This is a genomic window from Halorubrum orientale, assembly GCF_059623105.1.
Window position 1 is genome coordinate 83,483 of record NZ_JBSPSR010000003.1, and the last position, 23,733, is coordinate 107,215.

Here is a 23,733-nt window from a genome sequence, read left to right on the forward strand (position 1 = left end):
TTCGGCGGAGGGTTCAGGAGCGTCCGACTCGTTACGCAGATATGGAGTTATTCTGGCACCGACGCGATCTTCGCGTCGCCGACAACGTCGGCCTCGCGGCCGCGTCCGACCGCGGCGCCGTCGCGCCCGTCTTCGTCTTCGACCCGGCTGTGCTCGAACACGGGAGCGACGTCCGTGTTCGACGGCTGCTCGACGGACTCACCGCGCTCGCTGCGGCGTACCGCGACCACGAGAGCGACCTGATCGTCGCACACGGCCGCCCCGAGGCCGTGCTCCCAGCCCTCGCCGACGCCCTCGATGCTGACCGCGTCCGCTGGAACCGCGGGTACTCCGGGCTGGCCCGCGAGCGCGACGCGGCGGTTCGACGGGCGCTCGCAGACGTGGACGTCGCGCGGGAGGCACACCACGACGCCGTCTTACACACCCCCGATTCGATCCGGACGAACGCCGGAGATCCATACTCGGTGTACTCGTACTACTGGAAGAAGTGGACCGACCGCGAGAAGGACACGCCGGTTCCGACGCCCGACGCGGCCGACCTCGCCGACCCGGAGACGCTACGCGCGGCGGCCGATCCCGCAATGCGGGCGGATGGCGGCACCGCGGCCATCGACGACGTTGCGGTTGGTGATCTTCCGACCGCGTCGTCGCTCGGATTCGACGATCCGGCGGCCGACGTCGGCCCCGCAGGGACCGCGGCCGCACGAGACCGGCTTTCGACGTTCCTCGAAGACGCCGTGTTCCGCTACGAGACGGACCGTGATTACCCCGCTCGCGACGGCAACTCGCGGCTCTCGGCGTTCCTGGCGTACGGCGAGATCGGGGTTCGAGAGGTATACGCCGCCACCGAGGAGGCGATGGCGACCGCGGCTGACCGCCCCGAAGACGACGCCGATGAGAGCGTTGAGGCGTTTCAACAGCAGCTCGCCTGGCGCGAGTTCTACACGCAGGTGTTGTACCACAACCCCGAGGTCGTCACGGAGAACTACAAGACGTACGAGGAGGGAATCGAGTGGCGAGACGACCCCGACGAAATAGCCGCGTGGAAGCGCGGTGAGACCGGTTATCCCATCGTCGACGCGGGGATGCGCCAGCTGCGGCAGGAGGCGTATATGCACAACCGCGTGCGGATGATCGTCGCCTCGTTTCTCACGAAGGACCTGCTCGCCGACTGGCGGCACGGCTACGCCCACTTCCGGGACCGACTCGCCGACCACGACACCGCGAACAACAACGGGGGCTGGCAGTGGGCCGCCTCGACGGGGACCGACGCACAGCCGTACTTCCGCATCTTCAATCCGATGACACAGGGCGAGCGGTACGACCCCGACGCCGCGTACATCCAGGAGTACGTGCCCGAGCTTCGCGGTGTCGACCCCGACGTCGTCCACAGCTGGCACGAGTGTTCACCGACCGACCGCGCAAACGCGGCTCCGGCGTACCCAGCACCGATCGTCGGTCACGCCTCGCGGCGCGAGGACGCGCTGGCGATGTACAAGCGCGCCCGCGGCGAGGACCCCGAGGAGTAACGGCCGGGACCGTTCAGAGCGCTTCGAGCGTGCCGCGGTCGACGGCGTCCGCGTCCATCGACTGGCCGCCATACTCGGCGAGGAACGACTCAACGTCGGCTTCGTCGCCGAACGGAACGATGGCCGGGCCCATCGCTCCCGACACCTCGCTGCCAACGACCACGGTCAGCTCGGTCGTCGGTGCGAACGCCGCAGCCTCGACGTGTGACGAAAAGAGCACGTCGCCCCCGGCGCGAAACACCTCCTCGTCGACTCGCGAGTAGTCGGTGAGAAACGTCACTATCGGCTGTCGGCCGGCGTCTTCGGCATCGAATCGGTACGTGTACGCACAGACGCTGCTGCAGAACTGTGCCGGCCGGCCGCCCTCCGGCTCGTCGTCTTCGAAGTGGACTTGCCCGACTGGCCCCGGGTGGTCCTCGATTATCATCCCGCACTCGTCACAGGCGCGCTGTCCGTCGAGTGCAATGGGCTCGATTGACGCTGTGGAGTCGCCTCCGAGACAGCCAGCGACCGAGATCGGAAGCGCGATTGCGACGCCGGCGAGTGCCCGGCGTCGGGTGAGCGCCGATTGTGGTGGCGGTGACATAGCTCGTTGTTCGCGCTTGGAGGGCATAGTCGCTCGGACCAGATCCGGTCCCTAATTCGAGAAACGAACCACGCCGGCTATACGTCAGGAAGCCGGATTTCTCGCGTGGCAGTATTCGACCCGTTCGGCGAGCGCTCGCGTCGCGTGCTCGCCGCGCTCGTCGTCATCGGGGCGCTCGCAGGTGTCACGACGGTCGGTGCGTTCGCCGTCGACCCAGCCGCGGCAGCACCCGAGCCGGTGGCGTACGACGACACGGTCGAACTCGGGCTCTCCTCGGAGACGGACGTGTTGATGCGGGGTGACGCCCGGATCCCTCGGGTCCAGGTGTTCTACTCGCAGCTGCAGTACGTGGTCGGCTACAACGGGGTCGAGTCGTTCGTCGCGACGATCGACGACGGGCGCACGGAAACGCAGTTCGGCTATCCGCTCGTCGTCTACGTCGAGACATTCGACGGCGGGAACCCAGATGTCACCGGAGAGGGCTACTTCACGGCCGAGCGGGCGACCGAGTGGGTCCCGGCAGGCGACGCAGCGTACGTCGTCGGCAGTGATGCCCGGAGTCCAGCAGGTGAGACGGTCGTGCCGTTTGCGAGCCGACAGACGGCGACCGCGTTTGCGGCAGACCACGGTGGGCGCGTCACCGACTGGGAGACCGTTCGCCGGTCGTCGTTCGACGTCGACTCCGCGGCATCTGTTCGGTCGGTCGCCCCGGCGCGGTGGGAGACGGCCGACGAGCGGGTCGCGGCCGCGACGCGGGTCACCGATCGTCCCGTCTCCGTCGTGGTCGGCGAGGACCAGCCGACGATTTCTGCGGCGGTCGAAGCGGCTCCGCCGAACACGACCGTCGCCGTCCCGCCAGGGACGTACACAGAGCAGGTTGTGGTGAACCGCTCGATCACGATCGCCGGCCGCGACGCGGCCGTTCGCGGGAACGGGACCGGCTCGGTGATCACGGTTCGCGCGCCGAACGTGGCGCTCTCCGGGCTCCACGTTGCAGGTGCCGGTAATCAGACGAGAGACCCCGAGGCAGCGCGACGACAGGCCCGCGACGACGGAAGCTGGGATACGAACATCCAGCTCGGCTACGGCTACGGCGACGCCGGGATTCGCGCGATAGACGCGCCGGGCTTGTTCGTCGACGACGTGACCGTCGAGACGAACGCGAGCGGGATCCTCCTCCGCGCGGGGTCTGACGCCGTCGTCCGTGCGCTTCGGGTCGACGGGAGCGACGACTGGCGTGACGGCTTCATGGGGATCACGGCGATGGAATCGCAGGTGACTGTCACGGACTCCGTCTTCGATGGGGGCCGCGACGGGATCTACGCGCACCGCGCCGACGGGTCGATCGTCCGGAAATCGACGTTCCGGGGCAACCGGTACGGCACGCACCTCATGTACACCGGCGACGCGTTGATCGCGGACAACACGTTCCGCGACGCGCGGTTTGGCGGGATCACCGTGATGACGCGACCGTCAGGCAACGCGATCGTCGGCAACGACGTGCGGCGATCGGGTGCCGGGATACAGGCGTCAGGCACGCGGGCGTACGTGGCGTACAACACGCTTGCACACAACGGGCTCGGCTTCTCGACCAGCTCCCGGGGATCCCTGTACGAACACAACGTCGTCGTCGGCAACGAGGAGGGCGCCCATGCGACGACGGTCGTTCCCTCGAGCCGTGTCGTCGCGAACGACTTCGTCGCCAACGATCGCCACGCGATCGCGGGGCCGGGAGCGCTTCGCGTCTGGGCCGCGGAAGGTCGCGGCAACTACTGGGAGGGAGCGACTGTTGGCCTCCACGAGCCAGGCAGCCGTGCGTACCGGCCGACGTCCGCTGTTGATGCCGCGCTCCATCGAGAGGTCGCAGCAGCCGCGCTGCGCGAGTCACCGGCCGTGGCGCTCCTAGACGGGCTCTACGGGACGGTGCCCGGTGCGCGCTCCGGAAGCATCGTCGACCCGGACCCGGCGACAGAACCGTTCGCTCCGGCCCGCGTCGCTGCGGCGCGGTCGCCAGACGGTGGTGCGGTCCACGCCGACTGGCGGGCGGCGATCGCGTCGGCTGGCGCCAACTCGTCCGTCGAGCCAGCGACGAGGGCCGCCGCTTTCTCACCCACTACGGAGGGACGCCGATGAGCGACGACACGGTCGCCTCGCTGTCGGGGGTCTCACGAACCTACGGCGGGATCACCGTGCTTGACTCGGTCACGCTCGACGTCAGTCCCGGCGTGACGGCCGTGGTCGGTCCCAACGGATCCGGAAAGTCGACCATGCTCAGACTCCTCGCCGGTGCGGTCGAGCCGACGACGGGAACGGTGGTAGTGACCGAGTCGTCCGGGCCGAAGCCGGTCGGATACCTGCCCCAACACGTGCCGTTTCGTGACGGCTTCACCGCCCGCGAGACGCTCGCCGTGTACGCCCGACTCGTCGACGCCGACCCGGACGCGGCGCTCGAACAGGTGGGGCTCGCCGATGCCGCTAACCGTCCGGTCGAGGCGCTCTCCGGAGGGATGCGGCGGCTGCTCGGTATCGCGCAGGCGACAGTCGGTTCCCCCCCGCTCGTCGTCCTCGACGAGCCGACGAGCGGTCTCGACCCGGGAATGCGTGAGCGCGCGTTTCGGACGGCCACCGGGGTCGCAACGGACGGGACTGCCGTCGTCCTCAGCTCACACGACCTCGAGCTCGTCGACGACCACGCGGACAGCGTCGTCCTCCTTGCGGGCGGCCAGGTGGCCGCTGCGGGCTCTCGTAGTGACCTGCTCGACGACTACGATGTCGCGTCTGTCGGCGAACTGTACCGGGCCGTCGTCGGCGGGTCGATCGCGACCGATGAGTCGCCGGCCGTCCACGTGACAGGGGTGTCGGACCGATGACCGGATCGCTTGCAGGCCTCTCTACGATCTTCAGACGCGAACTCGCGACGGTCTTCAGAACGCCCGGGTACGGCGTGCTCGCCGTCGGGCTGCTCGTGCTATTGTCCGGCATCGTCGCTGTCGGCGGCGGCGGTGCGACTGGGTTCGTGCCGGCGGTCGTCGACCTCCTCTTGCCGACCGAAGTCGTCGTCCCGCTCGTTGCGTTCGTGCTCGGCTACCGAGCGCTGCTCACCGACACCAAAAGCGGCGAGTTCGCTGTACTCCGAACGTACCCGGTCGGCGTCGGCGGGTACGTCCTCGGCGTGTTGCTCGCGCGGATGGTCGGACTGCTCGTCGTCGTGGGTGTTCCGTACGTCCTCGTCGGTGCGGGGATCTGGCTCACCGCCGCGCCGGACACCGGAATCTTCGCCACACACTCTGGTGTCGACTCCCCGTGGCTGTACGTCCGTTTTTTCGCGTTTATCATTCCGTTTGCGGCGACGTACCTGGCGTTGGCGACGGCCGTCTCCGCGGTCGCCGCCTCGCGCCGAGCCGCAATCGCACTCGGTGTGCTCGCCGTGGTCCTCGGCGTCCTCGGGGGCGATCTCGCGGCCGTCGGCTCGCTGGCGGGCGGGACCTCCCCCGAGGCGATCTCGGGGCTCCTCGTGCGCACGCCGAACGGGGCTTTTCGCGGACTGGTGTTCGAACACGTCGTCGGCGTCGCGTTCGCCCCCGAGGGCGGCTTCGTCGCGACCGGTCGAGCGCTCGCGTCGGTAGCGGCGTGGACCGTCGTCCCGACGGCTGTCTCGGCGGCCGCACTAGCGTACGGACGACAGCTCGACGCGTTCCTCGAAGGGCTTCGCGCGTCACGACGCGAGTGATCACCGACACACCTGCGACCGCTCGCGCGAGCGACTCCCTACGGTGTCGACTCCCCGGGCGTCCCCGGTGCGTGGGCGTACACCGCGTACAAGACGATCGCAGCGATCAGAAAGTCGAGGCTGTGTTCGAGAAAGTGGTGGACCGGCATCGGAACGTACCCGAGCACCGTGCCGGCGCCCACAACCGATCGTGCGAGAAGCACCCCGACAGCCACGCAGACGAGACGATACTGCCGGCTACGGCGCCGGCGGTACGCCAGCAGACTCACGAGAAAGAGGACGCCGGTCCCGAGCCCCGCGACGGCGACGACGACGAGGAGTGGAACCGACCCCTCGACTCCCCAGCCACCCGCCGCCAGTGGTGTCCCCACGTCGGTCATCGATACCGTCGATCGACGCGCCACGGATATGAATACTGCACCTGTCCGCCGACGGGTCGGTTCCCGACCGCGGAGACGACACGAGCGGCTTTTATCCGCACCGACGCTAGGTCGGCTATCTGCATGTCGACCACCAGAGCCCGCATCCGTCGGCACGTGCTCGACACCCCGGGCGTCCACTTCAACCGGCTCGGGCGCGAGCTCGACGTCGCCACCGGCCAGGCACAGTATCACCTGCGCCGGCTCGTCCGCGACGACGAACTCGCGGTTGAGCGCGTCGCGGGCCGTACCCACTACTTCGATCCCGCGTTCGACCCGTGGGAGCGACGGACGATCGCGTTCTTGCGCCGCGAGACCGCGAGAGAGCTCATCGTTCGACTGTACGCCGAGGGCCCGGTCCGACCGGCCGACCTCGCCGAGGAGCTGGGTCTCGCCCGCAGCACCGTCGCCTGGCACGTCTCGACGCTCGCCGACGCCGGGGTGCTCGAAAAGTCCGACTCGCGGCCGATGACGCTCCGGCTCGCGGCACCAGAGCGGACGGCGACACTCCTCGAGACAGTCTCGCCCTCGCTGCATGACCGGCTGCTCGACCGATTCACCCGGACGGTCGACCAGCTCTTCGAGTGATCTGACCGGCTCCGTTCGACGATCGCACCAGACGCGTTAGGAGTGTTCACAGCCACGGTCGTGTATGTCCGCGCTCGCCGGCGTCGTATCGTGGGAGCTATCCTCGCTGTCGTCGTGGAGCGTTTCGGCCTCGTCGGGTGTCGGTTATCACTCGTCTGCGCTCTCGACTGTGCTCGCGCAGGCGACGTGTGAGCCGACCGGAACCATCTACACGAGCGAGCCGCTCGGACTCGGCGTCTTCGTGTTGATCGGGCTGTTCGGCGGCGCACACTGTCTCGGAATGTGTGGGCCACTCGTCTCAACGTATGCCGACCGGATGCGTGAAGACGACCGATCGACCGACGGCGGCCGAACTGTGGGGCAGCCTGCAGCGCTCACTGTCGAGCAGGTGCGCCAACACGCGCTGTTCAACCTCGGACGCGCGGGGAGCTACGCGGCCATCGGTGCGTTGTTCGGGCTCGCCGGGAGCCTCGCGTTCGTCACCGGTCGGACGGTCACGACCGTCGCGGACGATGTCCACGCGGTCACCGGCATCCTCGTCGGGACCGTTATCGTCGCGACCGGGATTCGCTACGCGCTGCGGCTCGAGTTTCACGCGATATCCGTCCCCGGACTCGACCGCCTGTTCCGGACGGTCACGGCCCGGCTCGTCCCACGGATCGACACGTGGGTCGGCGACTGGCGGATACTCGGACTGGGGGCCGCTCACGGCCTGTTGCCGTGTCCGTTGTTGTACCCGGCGTTCCTCTACGCGTTCGTACAGGGGAGCGTCGCCGGCGGCGCGGTCACCCTCGGCGCGCTCGGCGTCGGGACCATCCCGGCGATGTTCCTGTTCGGCACGCTCTTCGGATCGGTGAGCACGGAGCGGCGACTGCAGCTTCACCGGGTGCTCGGTGTCGCCTTCGTCGCACTCGGGTACGTGCCACTCCAGCACGGACTCGCGGTGCTCGGTGTCCCGCTCCCGCACCCGCCGATCCCGTACTACTCACCGTTCTAGCCGTTCGACGCACACACCAGACGGGTTATCTGTGGCCCACGCCACCGGACGACCATGCACAGGCGGACGGTACTCGGTGGGATGGGCGCAGCGGCGACAGGGGGACTCGCCGGCTGCACGAGCCGGCTGTTCGGGACCGACACAGATGGGATGGTGCTCGGTCCCCAGGAGGACCAACTCGCCGACAGCGAGGATCTCTCGTACCCCGCCTACGGCCAGCCGCTGCCGGCGTTCGAACTCGCCGCACCGCTCGCGGGCACAACGATCGACAGCACGACACTCGATCGGACGGCGATCGTGACCGCAATATTCACCTCGTGTCCGGCCGAGTGCGGCATCCTGCTCTATCGACTCGCCGGCGTACAGCGGCGGATCGCCGGGGTAGGGATGACCGACAAGGTGGTGTTTCTCCCGATCTCGTTCGACCCCGAGCGCGACGACGCCGCGGCGTTTCGGGCGAACGCCGAGACGCTTGGGATCGACTTGTCGGCCGGGAACTGGCACTACCTGCTGCCGGAGACGCCCGCCGAGGCGAAGACGGTTGTCGAAGAGCGGCTCGGCATCGGCTTCCAGCGGACCACCCAGAGCGACCGGCTCGAGGGATACGACTTCACCCACGCGGTGGTGACACTGCTCGTGAACCCCGACGGAGTCGTAGAGCGCGCCTACCGCGGCGAACAGATCGACCGAGATCGCGTCACGGGTGACCTCGAGACCGTCGTCGCTGCCTTCTCCGAGTCATCGTAGGGAGTCTCTTGCGGTACCTCGCGGGCGACCGTCGCTCGCGATGTCCGTGCGCTCGTGACATCCCAGCGGACTCGCCCGTTCGGGGGCTGCCGCAGGGACAACCGAGATGTAGGCTCCGGTCCACTAGCCGGTATGAACGTAGACGTGCTGGTGTACGACGGATTCGACGAGCTCGATGGAATCGGTCCGTACGAGGTGTTCGACTACGCATTGATGTACGCTGGCGAGGAAGCCGGCGGCGACGCGGCCGAGGAGGTTGCCGCCAGCGACGCGGCCGAAGCGGCCACCGCTGGTGGTGCCGACACCGCCGGCCGCGTGCGGTACGTCACGCTCGACACACGCGAGACCGTGACGGCGAGTCACGGAACCCAGGTCGGTGTCGATGGGACCCTCCCGGGGCCCGACAGCGACGACGCGCCGGACCTCCTCGTGGTGCCCGGTGGTGGGTGGAACGGCCGCGACGAGGAAGCGAGCGCGTGGGCGGAGGCACAGCGAGGCGACGTTCCAGACGCGTTAGCGGCCTATCACGCCGCCGACACACGAATTGCGAGCGTCTGTACCGGGTCGATGCTGTTGGCCGAAGCGGGCGTGACCGACGGTCGCCGCGCCGTTACCCACGCGGCAGCTATCGATGAGCTTCGCGCATCTGGCGCCCAGGTCGTCGACGCCCGTGTCGTCGACGACGGCGACCTGCTCACGGCCGGCGGTGTCACCTCGGGGATCGACCTCGCGTTGTACGTCGTCGAGACCGCCTTCGGCGAGGCGATCGCCGACCGCGTCGCGACCGTCATCGAGTACGAGCCTCGACATGCGGTTGCGTCCCCTGAGTGACCGTCCGCGGGCTCACTCGGCCGCGTCGGCGGTCGCATCCACTGTGATTACCGTGCAGTCGAGTTGGTCGCGCAGGTACGCGTCGATGTCGGGATCTGAGAGGAGCGTCTGGACCATCCGGCGCCAGCGCCCGGCCTGTTTCGACCCGATGACGACCACGTCCGCGTCCTCGGCGACAGCCTCCTCTAAGATCGTCTCCTCGACGAGGAATCCCCGCCGAACCGCATACCGGGCCCGATCGAGACTGCCGAGCCGCTGTTCGACCGCCCGCTTGAGGTCCCGTCGTGAGACGCCGCCGCCCTGCTGAAAGAGGTCGACGTGGAGCACCCGCAGGTCGGCGTCGCGCTCCTCGGCGACGCGCACTCCCTCTCGGAGCGTCGCCGCCGAGTGTGCCGTGAGTGGGTACCGAACCGGTACCACGACCAGCGTCATGTCCGGACGGAGGTGATCCCGACCTAAATACGCTGGTGGTCGATACGCCGGTGAGAGTATATCAGAAATTCGACAACAGAACGTCTCTCTTCGGGGCTGTCCGTGCGCGCCGCGGGCAGCCACGCCGACGGCGTCGACGCCGTCCTCGGCGACGCGGACGTCACCGACGCCAGGCGTATCGTCGCCGACCTCAGACGGATTCGAGGTCGTCTCGACGACTTCGACCGAACGCTAGACGACGCGACGGGTGACGCCGCAGCACTCCGCCGTGTGTCGCGCGGACTCCGTCGGACCGCAGCGAGCGGTACCGACATCGCGGAGGTCGGCCTCCGCCGTGCGGTCCGGCGCGGCGACTCGATACGCGACGTCGAGTGAGTCACACCGGATCTAGCTGGTCGTCGTCGTCGATTATCAGGTCGTTCGTTGCCGACTCCCGTAGGGACGCTTGCTCCGCTATCGTCTCTTTGGCGTCGACGGCTTGGGCCTGAAGCGCCTCGACTCGAGGGACGTCGGTGACCGTCGAGAGCAACACGACCGCAGAGAGCACGTCGGCGTTCTCACGTGGATCGTCGCCGGCGAGCACCTCCGCGCTCTCGATCTCCGACTCGACCCACCGACGTCCGGCCTCCAATCCCTTTCGTGACAGCGACGACGGTGACCCGGAGAGGACGATGAGTGCCCGCTCGGCGGTGTCGACGGCTGCCGGACACGTCAAGCGGGAGTTGACGGCCTCACGTATCAGTCCGGAGACGACCGTTGCGGGGTCGGCGTCGTCGTCTGTGTCGGTATCGCTGTCGCCAGCGAGCCGCGAGAGCAGGCCGCGCCCCCCGGCCGATGGATCTGCCGTCTCGGCGTACGCAATCGTACTCACGCCCCCACTCGACAGTGTGCGGTTGATGTCGCTGGCGTCCATCGCGTTCTCCGAGAGCGTCGAGCCATCGACGGTCCCCGCCGAGAGCAGCCGCATGATGCGCGTCGAGACCTCTCTATTGGCCCGCGCGTATCCGGCCTCCAATGAGTCGTCGTTCGCCTGCCAGGCGGCGTTGTCGAAGAGGACGAGGTTGTCGGCCGCGTCGGCGAACGACCGGAGTGACCGAGCCGCGTTTAGCGCTGCGCGACCGCCTTCCGACTCGCTCGGGAGTACGCCGAGCCCGTAGACCGGCGGATCGTATCGGGCGGCGACCTGCTTGGCGACGACTGGCGCTCCGCCGCTACCGGTGCCGCCACCGAGTCCGGCGACGATCCAGAACGCATCGACCGCGTACGGCGGCACCCGATCCAGGGCGCGGTCGATCTCCGCTTGATCGCTTCGGATAACACTCGCCCCGAGGTCTGGGTCCCCGCCCGCGCCGTGGCCTTTCACTCGTTCGTGTGTTTGTCCCACGAGAAAGCGGCTCTCCGGGGGCAGCTGCTCAAGGCGCGCCAAGTCCACACGGGCAGTGTTGATCGCCACCGCCGACTCGACGACAGACCGGCTCAGCTCGGCTTCGTGCCGAAGTAGTTCGTCGACGATCTTTCCGCCGGCATTGCCTAGACCGATGAGCGCGAGTTTCACGTGTTTGGGATCCCCGTCCGGAAAATTTGTTATGCCACGGCTACCGGCCGTTCTGCCCGGACGTTCTCGTAGGGCGCTCTTACGGAGAATCGAGGAGCAAGCCTCGCGCTTCAGCGCGGGGAGGATGTCAACGCCACTGGGTGGCTGAGTCCCAGTTGGTCCCCCCTACTGAAGCCGACCCGCGGCGACCTCCACGTCGTTCCTCGATGGTGCTCGCGACCCCCTCGATGTTCGCCGTCTTCGTGATCACCGGGGCGGCGCTCGCGCTGCTCGTTACCGAGGTCCTCCCGCCCGATACGGTCGCCATCGGTGTCGCGGTCACGCTCGTGGCCTTGGAGCCGTGGACGGGCGTCGGCCTGGCCAGCGGGCTCTCAGGGTTCGCCAATCCGGCTACGCTCACCGTTCTCGCGATGTTCGTGCTGACCGAAGGGGTCCGGCGAACCGGTGTTATCCGTCGGCTCAGTGTCGCCGTCGTCCGGTTCACCGGCGGGGATGTGCGACGACTGTTTCTCGCGGTGCTCGGACTCGGTGGCCTTCCGGCTGGCCTCATCAACAATACACCACTCGTGGCGGTACTCGTCCCGCTCGTGACAGACCTCGCGAATCGACACGATATCTCCCCATCGAAGCTTCTCATCCCGCTGTCGTACGTCGCGATGTTAGGCGGAACGGTTACACTCGTTGGGACCTCCTCGAACCTCCTCGCGAGTGAGCTTTCGAGTGCCCTCATCGGTCGCTCGATCGGACTGTTCGAGTTCACGGGGCTCGGGTTGCTCGTGCTTGCTGTCGGTTGTGTGTACCTCTTTATTGTCGGTCGCCGACTCCTCCCCGCGCGTGTGCCACCGGCCGTCGACCTCGTCCGATCGTTCGAACTCGACGCGTACCTCACACGGCTCGTCGTCACCGACACGTCACCGATCGCAGGCGAGAGCATCCAGACAGCGATCGAAGGCGGCCCGTTCGACGTCGACATCCTCCAACTCTCCCGCGGCGATGGCCTCGTCGTTGCCCCGCGGCCCGACCAGACGCTCCGCGCCGGGGATGTCCTCACCGTCCGTGCGAGCGAACGAGCGCGGGACGCGTTTGCCGAGGCGGCCGCATTGCGACCGGTACGACGCGGCGGGGCGACGGAGCGAACACTCCCTCGTGGTCACGGCACACTGGCGTCGGTCCTCGTCCCGCCGGAATCGTCGCTCGTCGGGACCGCGCTGGCAACGACCCGCATTCGCGCCCGCTACGCAACGAGCGTACTCGCGATCCGCCGCGCGGACGGGACGCTCTTGCGTGAGGGACTCGAACCGTGTTCGTTCGAAGCCGGCGACACAGTGCTCGTGTACGCCCCGCCGGAGACGATCACGTTCTGGCGGGCGACCGACGAGTTGGTGTTACTCGGGACAGCCGACGGCGATGGACTCGCTGTATCGGACGCAGAAGCCGACCTGTACCGCGGCGACAAGACGCCAGTCGCTCTCGGAATACTCGCTGCGGTCCTCGTCGCCGCGGCAACCGGCGTGGTGCCGTTGGTCGTCGCGGCGCTCGCGGGTGTCGTTGTGGCCGTCGCCACAGGCGTCGTGACGCCCCGTGAAGGGTACGCGGCGGTCGACTGGCAGGTAGTGTTTCTTCTCGCTGGGATGTTTCCGCTCGGGCTCGCACTGGACGCGAGCGGAGGGGCCGCCTTCCTCGCCTCGCTCGTCGCTGAGATGTCAGCCGGACTCCCGTCACCGGTCGTCTTGGCGGGCTGTTATCTGCTCACGGTCGCGCTCACGAACGCCGTGAGCAACGCGGTGAGCGTCGTCTTCATGATCCCGGTCGCCGTCGACACAGCCTCACAGATCGGCGCCGACCCGTTCTCGTTCGTCCTCGCGGTCACGTTCGCGGCGAGCACGTCGTTTATGACGCCGATTGGGTATCAGACGAATCTGATGGTCGTCGGTCCTGGCGGCTATCGGTTCGTCGATTTCGTTCGGGTTGGCGCGCCGCTACAGGCGCTCCTCACCGTCGTCGTTACCGCAGGAATCGTGCTATTCTGGGGTCTGTGATCTGATAGGTCCACCGGTGGTGGAGGCGATCGTCTAGATCCGGCGGCGTCGATGTCGACTACTCGTCGCTGGCAGCCCCAGGCGGTCGGTTTCCGTCCTCAGCCACTCCTGTCCCTGCCGACACCGTCTCCGCGGCGTCCGTCGTTGGGGGGTCCGGCTCCTCCGACGTGAGGTCTCCACCACGCCAGCCGCCCCGCTCGAACCAGCCCGCTGCGAACACGGCGGCGATGACGCTCGAGACGGCGAACGCGAACCAGATTCCCGTCGGAGACGGCGACGTGAAGAACCACCGGTCGATCGGAACGAGCCCCTGAGAGGCGACGTACGCAATTGGGAGTCTGATGAATCCGAAGAGCACGACGGCGATGGTTGCTGCGGTGAGTGTCTTCCCGGCGCCGCGGAAGCCCCCGCTGTACGCTCGAAGCACACCCACGAATCCGAAGGTGAGCGCGATCCACCGGAGGAAGCTCGCGCCTTCGGCCACCACCGCCGGCGAGTCGTCGAAGACGCCGATGATCAGTGGGGCGGTAACGAACGTGATCACGCCGAGAATCGAAAACAGCACGAACGATGCCTTCGCGGCGAAGCGATTCGTCGCGACCACCCGATCGTCTCGTCCGGCGCCGATGTTCTGGCCCGTCATCGCTTCGACCCCGCGGTCGATGGCGATGGCTGGCATGAATATCATCGAGAACACGCGGATGCCGACGCCGAACGCCGCGACGACCGACGTCGAAAAGAGCGTCACGATCACCAACACGGCGTTGACCGAGATGGCCCGCCCCGTGTTCTCGATCGACGCGGGGATCCCGATTCGGAGCAGCGTTCGGCTGTAGCCGAGGTCGGGAACCATTTGGCGGAGGTGGATCTGGATGCCGTGTGCGCCACGGAGCATGAGCCACATGCCGACGACCATCGCCGACCCACGAGCGAAGACCGTGGCGACGGCAGCGCCTTCGACACCCAACTCGGGGAGTGGTCCCACGCCGAAGATGAGAAGCGGGTCGAGAACGACGTTGAGTACGACGGTCCCGAACATGACGAGCATGGGTGTGACGGTGTCGCCGGCACCCCGCATCAGCGCGATGAAAATCGTGAACCCGAACAAAAACGGCAACCCGAGACTGATGACCTCCATGTACTCGGTCGCCAGCGTCAACACGATCGGCTCGGCGCCGAACACCTGCAGGAGTTCGGCGACGAAGCTGTAGCCGACGGCACCGAGTCCAACGCCTGCGAGGAGTGTGAACACGACCGCCTGTGAGGCGGCGTACTCAGCCTGTGCGGGCTGGTCGGCTCCCGTGTGTTGGGCGACGAGCACGCTCCCGGCGACGGTCAATCCCAGCCCGAGCGAGATAAACAGGTACACCAGCGGAAACCCGAGGCTAATCGCCGCCAGCGCCTCGGTACTATACCGGCCGAGCCAGAAGGTGTCAGCGAGGTTGTAGCCAACCTGCAGGAGATTGGTGATGACAATCGGAAAGGAGAGATAAAATAGCGACTGTGGAATGGGTCCGTCGGTTAGATCGAGTTCCGACTGGCTTTTGAACAATCCGCGTAGTTTCTGCTGTAAACTCATCGGGAATTCACAGTGTACCTACACACAGGATGTCGCTGATAGGCAGCTGGCCTCATCACTTCGATACCGAACTGACGGCCTCGGCGTGTATATATCCTCCCGTTGCTGGCCGTGTGCTGTGCTTGAGTGCGGTTGACAGCCCAATCGACTTTGTGGGTCGGCCGAGTACACGACCATATCGATGCCGCGGTGGGGGGTGCGTGGCGAGACGATTCTCGAGGCCATGCGAGCGTCTCGTCCGTACCTGCCCGGGTTCGTGCTCAACGCTGGCCTCATCGTTGCGGTCGTCGTCTTCGGCTGGAGCCTGCTCGAGATCGCGGTGGTGTACGTCCTCGAGATCGCGGTGGTGTACGTCCTCGAGATCGCGGTGATCAACTTGGTGTACCTCGTCGTCGCATTGTTCGCGCCCCAGCCGATCGAGGATCTCGACGAGGAACGGTGGAACACGGCGCCGACCCCGATTCAGCCGATCTCACAGATTCCGCCGGTGTACCTGCGAAACGCCCGGTTCGCCCTCCGGTACGTGGCGTTCGTCGGTGTGCTCGTGCCGATCCTGTTACAGCGACTCGTCTCGGCGTACGGGCCGGAGTTGTTGCACACGACGTCGATCGGGATCGCGGTCGTGGGTATCGTCCTGTTCGAGTTGACCCGCGTGTGGCGGTACTTCGTTCGAGACCGGTCGTATCGGAAGCAGTCGCCGATAGACGCGATCACCTTTGGGTTGGTCCCGCTCACCGAGTTGTTTCTGCTGGTAGTGTACGTAGTCGTACCCGTCACGATCGGGCTGGTGATCGTGGGTGTCGGACTCGGCGTCGAGTTCGGCACACGCAGCGCGCTGGTGATCTACCTCGTGCCGATGGGAGCGGTCAGGGTGTGGATCAGCGGGCTCGACCCGCAGACGGACGACATCGAGTTCAGCGTTTCGTGAGAGGCGATCGAGCGTATAGGCGATTTTCGTGATCACACCCGTCGGTTCGAGTCGTACGCTCCTGGGCCGTTTCTGTACGTATACAACGTCGGTCAGTGTTCGAAGAACACGACCGCGTGGCTCCCGGACACCAATTAGCCACCCCTCCCTCATACGCATGTGGCGGTGGTAGTGGAACTGGCACGACCGCCGGACACCAATTGGCCACGCCCTCCCCAGCTGATTCCGTATATACGTGACAGTGGCTGCGTGAGCAGGACGATTGCGCGACACACGGGCACCCCTTTCAGCCACACCCTCCCCAGCCGATTCCGTACCTATGTGACAGTGGCTGCGTGAGCAACACGACACCGCGACACCCGGACACCAATTACCGCCACACCCTCCCCAGCCGATTCGCGATTCGCTCGCGGGCGACTCGCTTCATCCCTCGCACGCGCTCGCGAGCACGCTGCCGCGGCTCGCGAGGCGCGCGCCACCGCACACGTGTGGGATTCGAAAACGGGTGCTCGTGTTGTCACTCGGCCATGGTTGGATCGGGCGCCGCGTACGACTGGTCGGCTCCGAATCGTTCGGTGAGAAAGTCCGCCCTCCCCGATTTGAACGGGGGGCAAGCCGATCTACAGTCGGCTGCTCTACCAGGCTGAGCTAAGGGCGGCCACTTCTACGTAGCCGATGGACGACTCTTAAGCGTTCTCTTTTGTGAGCGGTCGGGCGGTTCTGCGGTGACCAGTAGGCAACCATCGCTTAAGTCGCTCGCGCCGAGAGCGGTTGCCATGAGCGACGAGGGCCCCGACAGGCAGGCGACCTTCGGAAGCGATGGAAGCCTCGAGACTGAGACGACTCCGGCAGCCGTGGGTGAGAACGACTTCGGCGAGCAAAAGGCGGCAAACGAGACCGACGGCGGGTACAGCCGCTATGCCGTCTCCAGTCTCCTCCAGAAGGCGGTCCGTCGCTCTGACGAGGAGACCGCCGCCTGGGCCGCCTGGGAGCTGGCGCGGTCGGGGTACGCCTGGAACCTCTGGGACCGACTCCACCTCTACGTCGTTGAGGACCTCCGTGCGGGCGACGACGTCGCTCTGCTCATCGAGCGCTACGAGACGCTCGCCACGGAGCGCTTCGAACCGAGCGAGTGGCGCGGCCGATTGTGTGCGATCCACGCTGCCCTCGCGGCCGCCCGTGCCCGGTCGACGCGTGAGGCAGCCAACGCGGACGCGTACTTCTCCGCGCTCGCAGCCCACCGGGTTGAGGCGGCCGACCGTGGCGAGGAGCCAACTTACGAGAGTCCCGGCGCGGAACTCGAACCCGGTGGCACCTTCGACGTCGCCCTCGACGGGCACACCGGCGAGGGCGCCCGACTCGACCGCGGCACCCGCTTTTTCAGGACGCGTGGAGCGCGCGTGGGTCCGACCGGTGAGGACGACCAGAGCGCTAGGTGGCAACGCATTGCCATGGAACTCGACGATGACATGACGTACACTCCAGCGGAGCTCGCCCACGCTGTGACGCCGGCCGACCCCGACGACCCTTGGGACGAGCCAGAATCGATCGGCGAAGACGACCAGCCACGCGGCCGTGATGACGACTCGGAGTCGCTTTCCGAATTCACCGAGTGAGCTCGGTCTGTCGAGGTGGATCGGCTCACGTCTTGGACCTTCGATCGGGCGTGCACAATGTCTTTGACTTCGGCTACCCTGTGGTCGCCCGTGACCGACCGAACGGACGCCGAGGCGATGGCACGTGACCTCCTCGTCTCGGCCGACGTCGACTGGGCGTTCGATCCGGAGACCGTTCGGATCGACGACGCCGACGTCTTAGCGGAGCTCTCACCGCCGGTTCGCCGGTGGTGGGTCGACACCTTCGGGGCGCACCTACGAGAGAACGGCGGCTTCTTTACGCCGCCACAGCGCGAGGCGATCCCCACCATCGACGCCGACCGACACTGTCTCGTCGCCTCGCCAACCGGGAGCGGCAAGACCCTCGCGGCGTTCACGGCTGTCCTTGACGACCTCTTCGCCCGCGAGCGCCAGGGTGACCTCGAAAACGCAGTGTACTGTCTGTACGTCTCACCGCTGAAGTCGCTCGCGAACGATATCACACGCAATCTCGAAGCGCCGCTCGAGGGGATCGCAGCACGGATCGCCGACCAGACCGGCGAGAAGCCGACCGTCCGCCAGGCGATTCGTCACGGCGATACGAGTGATGCCGACCGCGCCGCGATGCTCGAAGAGGTGCCGCACGTCCTCAACACGACTCCCGAGACGCTCGCAATCCTGTTAAACGCCCCAAAGTTCCGTGAGAAGCTCCGTGCCGTGGAGTACGTCGTCGTCGACGAGATTCACGCGCTCGCAGCGAACAAACGTGGGACCCACCTCTCGGTGTCGCTCGAACGGCTCACCGACCTCGCAGACACCACCCCGACGCGGATCGGATGTTCGGCGACCGTCGAGCCGCTCGAGACGATTGCCGACTTCCTCGTCGGCCGTGAGCGCGTCGCGGGCACAGTGGGTGATGTCGATGGGCTCGCCGTTCGTCCCCGCGAGATCGTCGACACTCGGTTCGTTCGGGAGTTCGACCTCCAGCTCCGGACACCGGCAGCGGACCTGATAACGACGCCCCGCTCTGTCGTCACCGACCGGTTCTACGACGCGCTTCACGAGCTCGTCTCGACGCACACGAACACACTCGTGTTCACGAACTCTCGGTCGGGCGCAGAGCGGGTGTTACAGGGACTTAGAGAGCGGTTCGGCTACGATGAGTCGAACTCGGGCTGTCATCACGGAAGCCTCGGCGAGCGCCAGCGGATTCGCATCGAGGAAGGGCTCAAATCCGGCGACCTCGACGTCGTCACCACCTCAACGAGCCTAGAGCTCGGCATCGACATGCCCCATCTCGACCTCGTCGTCCAGGTCGGGTCGCCGAAGTCGGTCGCGGCGCTGTTACAGCGGGTCGGTCGCGCCGGCCACAGTCCGGGTGAGACCGTCGAAGGGCGTGTGTTCGCGCTCGATCGCGACGAACTCCTCGAGTGTGCGGCGACGCTGGCACGGGCGGAGTCAGGGTTCGTCGACCGCGTGTTCGTCCCCGAGAACGCGGCCGACGTCGCCTCCCAGCACGTGTACGGGATGGCGATCGCGCGGATCCGTCCCGACCGCGAGGTACGCGAGGTGCTCCGGCGAGCCTGGCCGTACCGCGAATTTGGCATCAAGAAGTACGAGTCGTTGCTGCGCTACCTCACCGCCGACTACGACGGACTCACCGACAAAAACGTCTACCCGAAGGTGTGGCGCGACGATAACGACCCGCCCGATGGCGAGCACCACCACGAGTCGTTCCCGGTCGGGGAGACGCTGGTCGGCAAACGCGGTCGGCTCGCGCGGGTCATCTACATGACTAATATCGGTACCATCCCCGACTCGTTCAGCTGTGACGTCTACACCCGCGACGACGAGTGGGTCGGCACGCTCGATGAGACGTACCTCGATACGATCGAGTCGGGTGACGTCTTCACGCTGGGCGGAGAGCGATTCGCGTTCCGGTATCGACGCGGCTCGAAGGTGTACGTCGACCGCACCGCAGAGCGGGCCACCGTCCCGAGTTGGTACGCAGAACGGCTGCCCCTCTCTGTCGACCTTGCTCGTGAAGTGCTCGGTGTCCGTGAACGGGTACTCGAGTGTCTCGAAGACGGTGGGCCGCCCGCCGCTCGAGAGTGGCTCCGGTCGCTCCCGCTCGATGAGAACGCGGTACGGGCAATCACGCGGATTTACGACGAACAGGTCACGTACGTCGGGGTCGATGGCGTCTCGACGACGAACCGAATCGTCGTCGAAGAGGTGCTCGACCGTGGCTCGTACAGGCGCCGATTCTACGTCCACACACTCTATGGCCGACGCGTTAATGACGGTCTCTCTCGACTCGTCGCGGCCGTCTGCGCCGACCGAACCGACGCCAACGTAGCGGTTGCGGTTGCGGATGTCGGATTCAGTCTCTCGCTTCCGCTAAACCGAAAGGTCGACCTCCCGGCCGTTCTCGGTAATCTCGATCCATCAACAATTCGTGAAGATCTCCGGGCGGCTATTCAAGGGACCGACCTCCTGAAACGTGGCTTTCGCGTGAACGCCGAGCGGGCGCTCATGATACTGAAACGGTACAAGGGGTACGAGAAGTCTGCCGCCCAACAACAAGTATCTGCAGAGATGTTGCTCTCGTTTGCAACCGACCTCGAAGATTTCGCTCCAATAGAAGAAACGTACCGGCAGCTGCTTGAAGACGACCTCGCGGTCAGCGAGATACATGCCGTTCTCGAGGGTGTCGCCGACGGGACGACCGACGTGGCCCATCACGTGGTCGATTCGCCGAGTCCGCTCTCGTTCGGACTCGCGACGCTCGCCGATTCGGACGTCGTACTCGCCGACGATGAGTCGGCCGTGCTCCAGGAGTTCCACGACCGCGTTATGACGGCTATTGAGACGGACGAGTGACAGCGTGTTGCCGGAGAGCGGTGAACAGGTCTTATCGAGGATGTATGCAAGCGCGACGACTGTAGAAGACTGAGACGACGCGATATCCCTCGTTGTCGACTCGGTCTCCGCTACTCGGAGGTGGCGATCGACGACCGCGACAGCGGCTCGCCGTCGACCGGTTCGTCCGGATTCGCCGCGATTGCCGCCGATGAGAGCCCGAGGGTTGCGTCGGCGTCGGCCTCGTCGCGCACGTGGACCGTACCACGGTGAACCACGATCGCGTCGGCCAAGTGGAGCCGTACGGCCGTCAACAACACGTCGGCCTCGAGTGGCTGTCCGCGGCGCTTTATCGCCTCGACATCTGCCCCATCGGGGACATCGAAGGCGCGCTGGGCGATGACTGGCCCTTGGTCGAGATCCGTCGTGACGTAGTGGGCAGTGACACCTGCGATGCGGACACCTGCGTCTTTTGCCTGGCGGTACGCCTCCGCACCCGGAAACGCCGGTAACAACGACGGGTGGACGTTGATGATTCGACCTTCGTACCGGAAGACGACCTCCGGCGAGAGGATACGCATGTATCGCGCTAGCGCGATCAGGTCCACGTCGTACTCCGCCAGCAGGTCGAGCAGCCGCGTCTCGTCGGTGTTGCCGTTGCCGTCGCCCACGTCGTAGAACGGCTTGTCGTACCGCGCTGCAAGCGATCGGAGGTCACCGCGGTTCCCGATCACGACTGGTATCTCGGCGTCGCCGTCCGCGGCGAGGTCACCGTTTGCTTCGGCCTCGAGCAACGCTTCGGGCGCGTGCGTCTCTTTCGTGACGAGCAGCGCGACCCGACTGGCGTCACGGTCACTCGGGAACCGAACCTGGATGTCGACGTCAAGCTCACGCGCGAGCTCAGCGAGCGCCTTGCGGAGTTCACCGCGGGACGTCGTCATCTCGGCCGTATCGACCTGCGTTGTCATCCGGAAGACGCCGTCGCGAACCGCCTGATCGAGCCCTTCGATGTTGATGCCGCGTTCGAACAACAGCGAGGTGACCCGCGCGATGAGTCCGGTCTCGTCTCCCCCGATGACCGTAATTTCGGTCAGTTCGCGGGTCACGCACCGATCACCTCCGCAGGTTCGAACGTCTGCATACAGAGGTGTGCAGTCTCCGGAGGGGTTTGCCCCTTTCGTTCCGTCCGGACCGTGTGTCTCTGCACCACTCGACACTGGGTCACACGGGCGACAGATCAAAATAGATCCACAAACGTGGACAAACACGCGGTTCCAAAACGGTTTTTAGGCACAACCCCGCACGCTCGAACGATGACCGAATTCACTGCGACCGTGACCGTCCGGCTGAAGCGGGGGGTGCTCGACCCGGAGGCCGAGACGACGAAGCAGGCGCTCGAGCGGCTCGGGTTCGAGCTCGACGCGCTGCGCGTCGCCGACCGGTTCGAACTCGACCTTGAGGCGACAGACGCCGGGGCCGCCGAGTCGCGGGCCGACGAGATGGCCGAGCGACTGCTCGCGAACCCGACGATCCACGACTACGAGGTCGCGGTCGCAGAGCGATGACGGTCGTCGTCGTGCAATTTGGGGGATCTAACTGTGACCGCGACGCCGTCCGCGCGCTCGAGTATCTCGGTATCGACGCCGAGCGCCGATGGTACGAAGAGGGGCTCCCGACGGACCGCGCCGACCTCGACGGGATCGTGCTTCCTGGCGGCTTCTCGTACGGCGACTACCTTAGGGCAGGCGCGATGGCCGCTCGAGCGCCGATTCTCGAGTCTGTTCGGTCGGCGGCCGCCGACGGCGTCCCCGTCCTCGGCGTCTGTAACGGTGCTCAGGTCGGCTGTGAATCCGGACTCACGCCCGGCGCGTTCACCACCAACGCCTCCGCGCGGTTTCAGTGTGAGTCGGTCCACCTCCGTGTCGAACGCGCGGACACCCCGTGGACCGCCGCATACGAGCCGGGTGACGTGATATCGATCCCGATCGCACACGGCGAGGGTCGCTTCGAGGTCGACGACGAGGCGTACGACGATCTCGTCGACGACGACCGAGTGCTCTTCCGCTACTGCGACGCCGACGGAGCCGTCACAGACGCGGCGAACCCGAACGGGTCGACCGGCAACGTGGCCGGTGTGCTCGGCGAGCGCGAGACGGTCGCCGTGCTTATGCCGCACCCGGAGCGGGCGACGCTTCCCGACGTCGCGAGGAGTACCGACGGCGCCGGGATCCTCAAGGCGTTCGCTTGAGTTCTTCCCACGACCAACGTCGTGGACCCTCTCCTTGTTTCTCTGTAGGATGAACAGTCGGGCGGAACGGGCTCACTCGCGCTCGACCGCCTCCTCGCCGGTACGCTCCCGGATCGTCTCAGTCGGTCTGTCTCGCCCACACCCCTCGTCAGTCCCGCCAAGTTCGCGCTCGAGCGCCGATTCGAGTGCTGCCTCGGTGAGATCACCTCGTGCGTACGCCGACCGGATCGCTTCGATCCTGTCCGTTTCGGTGTCGGGTGGTTCACTCGATGCGCGGTCCGGTCGGTCCGTGTGCCACCACCGACGACCGACGTACCCGAACGCGACCGCAGCACCGACGAGTGCGAGCGCCGCGGGCCAAACCATCGGTGTCGTGCTCACCGGCCCACCGCCCATCCCGCCGTGCCCGCTCATCGCCGACTCCATCGTGCTGGTCGCTGGCACGCCAACGAGGACCAACGAGACGAGCCCGACGACGAGTGTGACGATACCCACTGCCGCGACGACCAGGTCCCGTCGTTCGAGTGCCTCCATACCTGAATGGTGGGCTCGTCATCGCATATATACTGATCGACCGTCACGGCAGCCGACGATTTTTGCCCGATCAGCGTAAACGATCCCTTGTGAACGCACGCCACCTCGACCACCTCACGCTTCGGATTCCAGACGACGGCGAAGATGCGGCACGGGCGTTCTACGGTGAGACGCTCGGCTTCCCGATCGAAGACGCATCCTACCGCGCCGGCGAGACACCGTTCTTCGACGTCCGGCTAACACCGACCGCGGTCGTCCACCTGCGGCCGACCACGGCGTTCGACTCGCCGAGCGACGCGAGCTACGACCACATCTGTGTCGTCGTTGAGGAGTCTCTCGAGGCGGTCGAACGCGAACTCGAGCGTGCCGACGCCGACGTCGAGCGCACGCTCGATGCGCCAGTGGGGGCGACCGGTCGCGCAGGAGCCGTCTACGTTCGTGACCCGTTCGGGTATCGAGTCGAACTGAAGACCGTCGCGTGAGCAGGGTCGCATCTGGGGTGGGCGTTCCAACGACGTGGCGTCGGTGGGGTCG

Annotated in this window: 23 protein-coding genes and 1 tRNA gene; 16 read left to right on the forward strand and 8 right to left on the reverse strand. The window is 66.5% G+C overall.

The genetic code is table 11. The features are described from left to right. Window positions 1–41 precede the first annotated feature (41 nt). Window positions 42–1,529 (forward strand): cryptochrome/photolyase family protein, encoded by a 1,488-nt coding sequence (locus ACWUI7_RS03240; RefSeq protein WP_496640754.1) that lies wholly within the window; start codon window positions 42–44, stop codon window positions 1,527–1,529. 13 nt (window positions 1,530–1,542) lie between these two features. Here the strand turns inward: ACWUI7_RS03240 and ACWUI7_RS03245 are convergent, their stop codons facing one another. After that, on the reverse strand, window positions 1,543–2,115 hold the full coding sequence (locus ACWUI7_RS03245; protein WP_496640755.1) for a nitrous oxide reductase accessory protein NosL: 573 nt from the start codon (window positions 2,113–2,115) through the stop codon (window positions 1,543–1,545). 105 nt (window positions 2,116–2,220) lie between these two features. Between ACWUI7_RS03245 and ACWUI7_RS03250 the strand changes: the two genes are divergently transcribed. Genes ACWUI7_RS03250 through ACWUI7_RS03260 form a run of 3 tightly spaced genes read left to right on the forward strand, consistent with a single transcriptional unit; the run spans window position 2,221 to window position 5,845 of the window. Beyond that, window positions 2,221–4,248, forward strand: coding sequence for a NosD domain-containing protein (locus tag ACWUI7_RS03250; protein ID WP_496640756.1), 2,028 nt, complete (start codon window positions 2,221–2,223; stop codon window positions 4,246–4,248). Beyond that, window positions 4,245–4,985, forward strand: coding sequence for an ABC transporter ATP-binding protein (locus ACWUI7_RS03255; RefSeq protein ID WP_496640757.1), 741 nt, complete (start codon window positions 4,245–4,247; stop codon window positions 4,983–4,985). Before ACWUI7_RS03250 ends, ACWUI7_RS03255 begins: the two co-directional genes overlap by 4 nt. Next, window positions 4,982–5,845 (forward strand): ABC transporter permease subunit, encoded by an 864-nt coding sequence (locus ACWUI7_RS03260; protein WP_496640758.1) that lies wholly within the window; start codon window positions 4,982–4,984, stop codon window positions 5,843–5,845. Before ACWUI7_RS03255 ends, ACWUI7_RS03260 begins: the two co-directional genes overlap by 4 nt. 38 nt (window positions 5,846–5,883) lie before the next feature. Here the strand turns inward: ACWUI7_RS03260 and ACWUI7_RS03265 are convergent, their stop codons facing one another. Beyond that, entirely contained in the window at window positions 5,884–6,225 is a 342-nt protein-coding gene (locus tag ACWUI7_RS03265; RefSeq protein WP_496640759.1) for a DUF7471 family protein, read from the reverse strand. 123 nt (window positions 6,226–6,348) lie between these two features. Between ACWUI7_RS03265 and ACWUI7_RS03270 the strand changes: the two genes are divergently transcribed. The 4 genes from ACWUI7_RS03270 to ACWUI7_RS03285 all read left to right on the forward strand — a co-directional run bounded on the left by ACWUI7_RS03270 (window position 6,349) and on the right by ACWUI7_RS03285 (window position 9,427). Beyond that, the gene (locus ACWUI7_RS03270) at window positions 6,349–6,852 is read left to right on the forward strand and encodes a winged helix-turn-helix transcriptional regulator (RefSeq protein WP_496640760.1); all 504 of its coding nucleotides are present in this window, start codon (window positions 6,349–6,351) and stop codon (window positions 6,850–6,852) included. Window positions 6,853–6,916: 64 nt separating this feature from the next. Further along, on the forward strand, window positions 6,917–7,849 hold the full coding sequence (locus ACWUI7_RS03275) for a sulfite exporter TauE/SafE family protein (protein ID WP_496640762.1): 933 nt from the start codon (window positions 6,917–6,919) through the stop codon (window positions 7,847–7,849). A gap of 54 nt (window positions 7,850–7,903) precedes the next feature. Further along, entirely contained in the window at window positions 7,904–8,596 is a 693-nt protein-coding gene (locus ACWUI7_RS03280) for an SCO family protein (RefSeq protein ID WP_496640763.1), read from the forward strand. A 132-nt stretch (window positions 8,597–8,728) separates the two neighbouring features. Next, window positions 8,729–9,427 (forward strand): DJ-1/PfpI family protein, encoded by a 699-nt coding sequence (locus tag ACWUI7_RS03285; RefSeq protein WP_496640764.1) that lies wholly within the window; start codon window positions 8,729–8,731, stop codon window positions 9,425–9,427. Between the two features lie 12 nt (window positions 9,428–9,439). Here the strand turns inward: ACWUI7_RS03285 and ACWUI7_RS03290 are convergent, their stop codons facing one another. Continuing rightward, window positions 9,440–9,859 carry a universal stress protein gene (locus ACWUI7_RS03290; RefSeq protein WP_496640765.1) on the reverse strand — a complete coding sequence of 140 codons (420 nt, stop codon included), beginning with the start codon at window positions 9,857–9,859 and terminating at the stop codon, window positions 9,440–9,442. Between the two features lie 102 nt (window positions 9,860–9,961). On the opposite strand from ACWUI7_RS03290, the gene ACWUI7_RS03295 reads away from it, so the two are divergent. Next, entirely contained in the window at window positions 9,962–10,234 is a 273-nt protein-coding gene (locus ACWUI7_RS03295) for a hypothetical protein (RefSeq protein ID WP_496640766.1), read from the forward strand. Window position 10,235: 1 nt separating this feature from the next. Here ACWUI7_RS03295 and ACWUI7_RS03300 read toward each other — a convergent pair whose 3' ends face one another. Further along, a complete protein-coding gene (locus ACWUI7_RS03300) occupies window positions 10,236–11,414 on the reverse strand; it encodes a tubulin/FtsZ family protein (protein WP_496640767.1) in 1,179 nt (392 codons plus the stop codon). Window positions 11,415–11,620: 206 nt separating this feature from the next. Between ACWUI7_RS03300 and ACWUI7_RS03305 the strand changes: the two genes are divergently transcribed. Then, window positions 11,621–13,453: an SLC13 family permease gene (locus ACWUI7_RS03305; RefSeq protein WP_496640768.1), complete on the forward strand. Its 1,833-nt coding sequence runs from the start codon at window positions 11,621–11,623 to the stop codon at window positions 13,451–13,453. Window positions 13,454–13,511: 58 nt separating this feature from the next. Here the strand turns inward: ACWUI7_RS03305 and ACWUI7_RS03310 are convergent, their stop codons facing one another. After that, a complete protein-coding gene (locus ACWUI7_RS03310; RefSeq protein WP_496640769.1) occupies window positions 13,512–15,032 on the reverse strand; it encodes an MATE family efflux transporter in 1,521 nt (506 codons plus the stop codon). A gap of 181 nt (window positions 15,033–15,213) precedes the next feature. Here ACWUI7_RS03310 and ACWUI7_RS03315 point away from each other — a divergent pair, with 181 nt between their 5' ends. Further along, window positions 15,214–15,960: a hypothetical protein gene (locus tag ACWUI7_RS03315; protein WP_496640770.1), complete on the forward strand. Its 747-nt coding sequence runs from the start codon at window positions 15,214–15,216 to the stop codon at window positions 15,958–15,960. Between the two features lie 584 nt (window positions 15,961–16,544). On the opposite strand, the gene ACWUI7_RS03320 is transcribed toward ACWUI7_RS03315, so the two are convergent. Beyond that, window positions 16,545–16,618: transfer RNA gene (locus tag ACWUI7_RS03320), tRNA-Tyr, on the reverse strand. A gap of 118 nt (window positions 16,619–16,736) precedes the next feature. Here ACWUI7_RS03320 and ACWUI7_RS03325 point away from each other — a divergent pair. After that, complete coding sequence (locus tag ACWUI7_RS03325) at window positions 16,737–17,576, forward strand: hypothetical protein (protein WP_496640771.1); 840 nt, start codon at window positions 16,737–16,739, stop codon at window positions 17,574–17,576. Between the two features lie 117 nt (window positions 17,577–17,693). Beyond that, window positions 17,694–20,438 carry an ATP-dependent helicase gene (locus ACWUI7_RS03330; RefSeq protein WP_496641096.1) on the forward strand — a complete coding sequence of 915 codons (2,745 nt, stop codon included), beginning with the start codon at window positions 17,694–17,696 and terminating at the stop codon, window positions 20,436–20,438. A gap of 110 nt (window positions 20,439–20,548) precedes the next feature. Here the strand turns inward: ACWUI7_RS03330 and ACWUI7_RS03335 are convergent, their stop codons facing one another. Beyond that, a complete protein-coding gene (locus ACWUI7_RS03335) occupies window positions 20,549–21,523 on the reverse strand; it encodes a formyltetrahydrofolate deformylase (protein ID WP_496640772.1) in 975 nt (324 codons plus the stop codon). Between the two features lie 207 nt (window positions 21,524–21,730). Between ACWUI7_RS03335 and purS the strand changes: the two genes are divergently transcribed. Beyond that, window positions 21,731–21,982, forward strand: a complete 252-nt coding sequence (gene purS, locus ACWUI7_RS03340) for a phosphoribosylformylglycinamidine synthase subunit PurS (protein WP_435159987.1) — start codon at window positions 21,731–21,733, stop codon at window positions 21,980–21,982. Next, window positions 21,979–22,665, forward strand: coding sequence for a phosphoribosylformylglycinamidine synthase I (gene purQ, locus ACWUI7_RS03345; protein WP_496640774.1), 687 nt, complete (start codon window positions 21,979–21,981; stop codon window positions 22,663–22,665). Before purS ends, purQ begins: the two co-directional genes overlap by 4 nt. Window positions 22,666–22,737: 72 nt before the next feature. On the opposite strand, the gene ACWUI7_RS03350 is transcribed toward purQ, so the two are convergent. Beyond that, window positions 22,738–23,199 carry a hypothetical protein gene (locus ACWUI7_RS03350; protein WP_496640775.1) on the reverse strand — a complete coding sequence of 154 codons (462 nt, stop codon included), beginning with the start codon at window positions 23,197–23,199 and terminating at the stop codon, window positions 22,738–22,740. 89 nt (window positions 23,200–23,288) lie between these two features. Between ACWUI7_RS03350 and ACWUI7_RS03355 the strand changes: the two genes are divergently transcribed. Continuing rightward, window positions 23,289–23,681 carry a VOC family protein gene (locus ACWUI7_RS03355; protein WP_496640776.1) on the forward strand — a complete coding sequence of 131 codons (393 nt, stop codon included), beginning with the start codon at window positions 23,289–23,291 and terminating at the stop codon, window positions 23,679–23,681. Window positions 23,682–23,733: the final 52 nt, after the last annotated feature.